This is a genomic window from Neochlamydia sp. AcF84 (assembly GCF_011087585.1).
Lineage (GTDB): Bacteria > Chlamydiota > Chlamydiia > Chlamydiales > Parachlamydiaceae > Neochlamydia.
The window spans coordinates 1-2326 of the sequence record NZ_VJOT01000011.1 but is presented as its reverse complement, the minus strand read 5'-3'; the positions used below and the strand labels follow the sequence as shown (position 1 = coordinate 2326).

Below are 2326 nucleotides of genomic sequence, written 5' to 3'. Positions count from 1 at the left end.
TAGCTTTCCCTGTAGCTTTGATTACAAAGATCTTCAAGAACGAAGACGGCTCTACAGGCATTCTCCACATCGTGACTAACGATCTAAATCATGAGGCTGGCCGAATCTATGAAATCTATCACAAACGATGGCGCATAGAGGGTGCGCCGCAGGCGCACAAAGAAATTAAACATAAACTAAAAGCTTTGTGCATAAGCTGTACAAATGATGGAGAAGACCCTCCGAAGTCGGTTTTCAGGAACGGGCTTCAAACCACCTTAAGCTGCTGTTATTAAGAGTAATGGTAGTGAGCATTAAGGAAAAGTCGAGATAAAACTCGGAAGGTATGAATCAGAAAGACGAATAAACCTGAACCATTGTGGATGCGTCGTAATCCACAAAATTGATGTCAAAAGCAGGGGCGTTTCGATCTTCTGTAAAGAATCTACAAGATACCTGATTACTGTGTAGATGGCATCCGGCGTATAGATGGCGTGAGTCTGATTTGGGCGTTTGTATGGAACTGCGGGAACCAGCTGCTTGGATGATAAGGGAGAAATTTAAATGACAAAAATCATAAGAATGAGAGTACCGATGCCAAGAACTGGGGCGGAACAACCTGTAGTAGCAAAGAAGGCTGGTAATGCGGCTGGAGCAAAGAGGTTGGATTAAGTGGTAACATTCATTATTCAACTAGATTTCTAGGAGGAAATCGTGAGTGAAACAAAACCTTTTATTATTTCTAAAACACTTGTTATGGAGGCCTATAAACTTGTAAAAGCAAACGCAGGAGCAGCTGGCATAGATCAGCAAACGCTAGAGGGTTTTGATCGAAACCTTAAAAGCAATCTTTATAAAATCTGGAATAGGATGTCCTCGGGAAGCTATTTTCCACCGCCTGTAAAAGCGGTGGCAATACCAAAGAAAAGTGGTGGAGAAAGAATCTTGGGAATACCTACAGTAAGTGATAGAATAGCTCAAATGATTGTAAAGCTGATGTTTGAACCCACAGTAGAGCCCCATTTTCATCAAAATTCCTATGGATATAGGCCGAATAGATCAGCTTTAGATGCTGTAGGGATCACTAGACAAAGATGTTGGAAATACGATTGGGTGCTGGAATTTGATATCAAAGGTCTATTTGATAATATAGACCATAGCCTTCTAATGAAAGCGGTAAGAAAACATACAGATAACAAATGGGTTATTTTATATATCGAAAGATGGCTGAAAGCACCACTCCAACTAGAAAATGGAACCCTTGTCCAAAGAACAAAGGGTACACCTCAAGGGGGAGTAATCAGCCCCGTGCTTGCGAATCTATTTCTTCATTATGTATTTGACGCATGGATGACAAGGGATCATCCTGACATACCATGGTGTAGATACGCCGATGATGCACTAGTACATTGTAAAACGGAACAAGAAGCAAAGCAGATTCTACATATGCTTGAAAAGCGAATGGAAAAATGTAGCTTAACACTACACCCAGATAAAACAAAGATTGTCTACTGCAAAGATGTAGATCGTAAAGGAAAATACAAGGAAATCAAATTTGACTTCCTAGGATATACCTTTCGGCCAAGAGTGGTCAAAAATAGCAAACGCAATAGCATGTTTGTAAGTTTTACACCAGCCGTAAGTAAAACAGCGTTGAAATCTATGCAAGCAACCATAAGGCAATGGAATATAAGAAATCAGACAGGTTTGGAGCTTAAAGATATAGCCAGAATGTATAATCCAATCATCCGAGGATGGTTAGAATATTACGGGAGATATCGGCCAGCAGCTTTATATCAAATCTGTCGCCATTTTAATAAGTCATTAATCACATGGGCTATGCGCAAATACAAGAGACTTGCAGGTCACAAAACAAGAGCAATCACCTTTATGGAAAAAATAGTTATGAGAAACCCAGGACTATTTGTACATTGGAAAAGAGGGATGATAGGAGCGTTTGCTTAATTGGGAGCGGTATGAATTGAGAGGTTTCTGTACCGTTCTAAGAGAGGCCTGTGGGGAAGTTCCACAGGTCGACTCACCAATATCACAAATCAATAAAGCAAAATGCTAGCCTTGAGAAGTCACCCACCAAAATTGCTCGCTCTCAAAGAAATCATATTTTTTCATCTCTTATCGCTTATTGCAAGCTTGAATTTCTTAAAATTAAAACCTTACTTAATCACTTTGCTTTAAAATATAAGTTAATCCTTAAAGCCAATCAGATGGCCTATCAAGAACTGCAAAATTTCGATTAGGTCATCTGTCTTTTTTTATAGATTTTTTTTTAAATTGAAAATCTATTAAAAAAGCTGGCGTTCACCTTTATAATGTTATTGATACAAAA

General features: G+C 39.0%; 2 protein-coding genes and 1 pseudogene. All 3 read left to right on the top strand.

Features of this window, described 5'->3' with window-relative positions; all coding sequences use genetic code 11:
• Window positions 1-275 (top strand): annotated as a pseudogene (locus NEOC84_RS09700) (hypothetical protein); the annotation flags it as partial.
• Window positions 276-693: 418 nt separating this feature from the next.
• A complete protein-coding gene (gene ltrA / locus NEOC84_RS00550) occupies window positions 694-1944 on the top strand; it encodes a group II intron reverse transcriptase/maturase (RefSeq protein ID WP_347566618.1) in 1251 nt (416 codons plus the stop codon).
• Between the two features lie 50 nt (window positions 1945-1994).
• The gene (locus NEOC84_RS00545; RefSeq protein ID WP_207391750.1) at window positions 1995-2237 is read left to right on the top strand and encodes a hypothetical protein; all 243 of its coding nucleotides are present in this window, start codon (window positions 1995-1997) and stop codon (window positions 2235-2237) included.
• Window positions 2238-2326 lie beyond the last annotated feature (89 nt).